A 2,379-nucleotide genomic window follows, 5' to 3' on the forward strand; every position below is an offset into this window, starting at 1 on the left:
CGGTACAGGCTGCGCCGCGGGTCTTGCGGGTCGGGCTGCACGCCAATGCGGCCCCGGCTGACGTAGGCGTACAGCGTTTGCGGCCGCACACCCAGGGCGGCGCGGGCTTCTTCCATCGTGATCCAGGTGGACATGGGCTGCAGGCGGTGATGTGGACGCCGGATGTTACGCAGTTGATCTTGATGATCAATATTGACCGTGGTGGACGCCGCTTCCTAGCATGCAGGCACACCACGGAGACAAACCATGACCCCACACCCCCTGCTGGCCGCCACCTTGCTGTGCCTGGCCGCCCTGCCCGCCGCACGGGCCAGCACCTACCCGGCCAAGCCCATCACGCTTGTGGTGGGCTCCAGCGCCGGCAGCACCACCGACGGGCTGGCGCGCGCCATCGCGCAGGAGATCACCGCCGACACCAAGGTGCCGGTGATCGTGGACAACAAGGCCGGCGCCAGCGGCGGCATCGCGGCGCAGGCGGTGGCCCGCGCGGCGCCCGATGGCTACACGCTGTTCATCACCACCAACACCACGCAGGCGGCCAATCCGCACCTCTTCAAGAAGCTGGCCTACGACGCGGTGAAGGACTTTGCGCCGGTGGGCGCGCTGGTCAAGGGCTACCTGCTGCTGGTCACGCATCCGTCGGTCAAGGCGCAGAACGTGGGCGAACTGGCCGCGGCCGCGAAGAAGCAGCCGATGACTTTCGGGGCCGGCAGCTCGTCGGCACGGGTGGCGGCCGAGCTGTTCCAGCAGATGACGCACACCCAGCTGAACTACGTGCCCTACAAGGCCAACCCGCAGGCCATCATCGACCTGGTGGGCGGGCAGATCGACATGATGATCGTGGACCTGACCACCAGCCTGCCGCAGGTCAAGGCCGGCAAGCTCAAGGCCCTGGGCGTCAGCAGCCCGCAGCGCTCGCCGTTGGTGCCCGAGCTGCCCACCATCGCCGAAGCCGGCCTGCCCGGCTATGAGATCAGCTATTGGAACGCGGTGTACGCGCCCGCCGGCACGCCGGCGCCGGTGGTGCAGCGGGTGCACGAGTTGATGCGCAAGGCGATGGGCGCCGAAGGCGTGCGTCGCTTCGTCGAGCAGAACGGCATGGAGCCCTTCGTCACCGGCCCCGCCGACCTGGCCAGCTTCCAGGCCGCCGAATTCAAGCGCTGGGGTGCCGTGATCAAGGCCGCCGGCATCGAACCCGAGTGACGCCACCCCCTTGCATACCCATGAACATGAAGCCCCACATCCTCCAGCTCAATCCCATCCTGGTGCCCGCAATCAACGAGCGGCTGCAGGCGCTGTACACCATGCACCGGCTGTTCGAGCAGCCGGACCCGGACAACTACATCCGCCGCCACGGCGCGCTGATGCGCGGCGTGATCACCGGTGGCCACACCGGCATCAGCCGCAGCCTGATGGAACGGCTGCCCGCGCTGGAAGTGGTCGCCGTCAACGGCGTGGGCACCGATGCGGTGGACCTGGCCTATGCCCGGCAGCGCGGCCTGCCTGTCACCGGCACCTTCGGCGCGCTGACCGAAGACGTGGCCGACCTGGCCCTGGCGCTGCTGCTGGCGGTGTGCCGCAACCTGTGCGCGGTGGACCGCTTCGTGCGCGCCGGCACCTGGGTGCGGCAGCCGCAGCCCAGCGCCCTGCCGCTGGCGCGCCGCTTCAGCGGCCTGCGGGTGGGCATTGTGGGCCTGGGCCGCGTGGGCCGCGCGGTGGCCACCCGGGTGGCGGCCTTCGGCTGCCCGGTGCGCTACACCGACCTGCGCGAGATGGCCGACGTGCCCTGGACCTTTGAGCCGCAGCTGCTGCAGCTGGCCCATGACAGCGACGCGCTGGTGCTGTGCGCCGCCGCCGACCAGGCCGAGGGCATCGTGGATGCCGCGGTGCTGGACGCGCTGGGCCCGCGAGGCGTCCTGGTGAACGTGGCCCGCGGCCGCCTGGTGCGTGAAGACGACCTGGTGCAGGCACTGCGCGAGCGCCGCATCGCCGGCGCTGGCCTGGACGTATTCGTCGACGAGCCGAACGTGCCGCCGGCCCTGTTCGACATGAATCACGTGACGCTGCAGGCCCACCGCGCCAGCGCCACCGAAGAAACGCGGCATGCCATGGGCGAGCTGGTGCTGGAAAGCCTGGCGCAAGCGCTGGCGGGCCAGCGGCCCACGCACAGCCTGACGACCTGAGCCCTCAACGACCCGCCTTTCGCCACTCGCTCGGCGACTGCCCCACCCAGCCCCGGAAGGCGCGGGCGAAGCTCTTTTCGCTGTTGAAGCCCACCGCCTGCGCGATCTGCTTGATCGGGCGGCCGGTGCGGGCCAGCAGGTCCAGCGCATGGGCGCGGCGGGCTTCGTCCTTCAGCGCCTGCAGCGAAGCGCCTTC

General features: G+C 70.2%; 3 protein-coding genes and 1 pseudogene. 2 read left to right on the forward strand and 2 right to left on the reverse strand.

What is annotated here, in order from left to right; translation table 11 throughout:
* Positions 1-134, reverse strand: a pseudogene (locus ABNT58_RS13760) (citrate synthase); the annotation flags it as partial.
* A 112-nt stretch (positions 135-246) separates the two neighbouring features.
* Between ABNT58_RS13760 and ABNT58_RS13765 the strand changes: the two are divergent.
* Together ABNT58_RS13765 and ABNT58_RS13770 are read left to right on the forward strand one after the other, a co-directional pair.
* Complete coding sequence (locus ABNT58_RS13765) at positions 247-1,203, forward strand: tripartite tricarboxylate transporter substrate binding protein (RefSeq protein WP_348754034.1); 957 nt, start codon at positions 247-249, stop codon at positions 1,201-1,203.
* A gap of 26 nt (positions 1,204-1,229) precedes the next feature.
* A complete protein-coding gene (locus ABNT58_RS13770; protein ID WP_348754036.1) occupies positions 1,230-2,183 on the forward strand; it encodes a 2-hydroxyacid dehydrogenase in 954 nt (317 codons plus the stop codon).
* 4 nt (positions 2,184-2,187) lie between these two features.
* Here the strand turns inward: ABNT58_RS13770 and ABNT58_RS13775 are convergent.
* Positions 2,188-2,379 (reverse strand): helix-turn-helix domain-containing protein (locus tag ABNT58_RS13775; protein ID WP_348754035.1); only part of this gene is annotated, 192 nt, incomplete at its 5' end.

Origin of the sequence: uncultured Aquincola sp., assembly GCF_964001545.1 — a bacterium.
In the GTDB taxonomy this organism is placed as follows: domain Bacteria; phylum Pseudomonadota; class Gammaproteobacteria; order Burkholderiales; family Burkholderiaceae_C; genus Aquincola.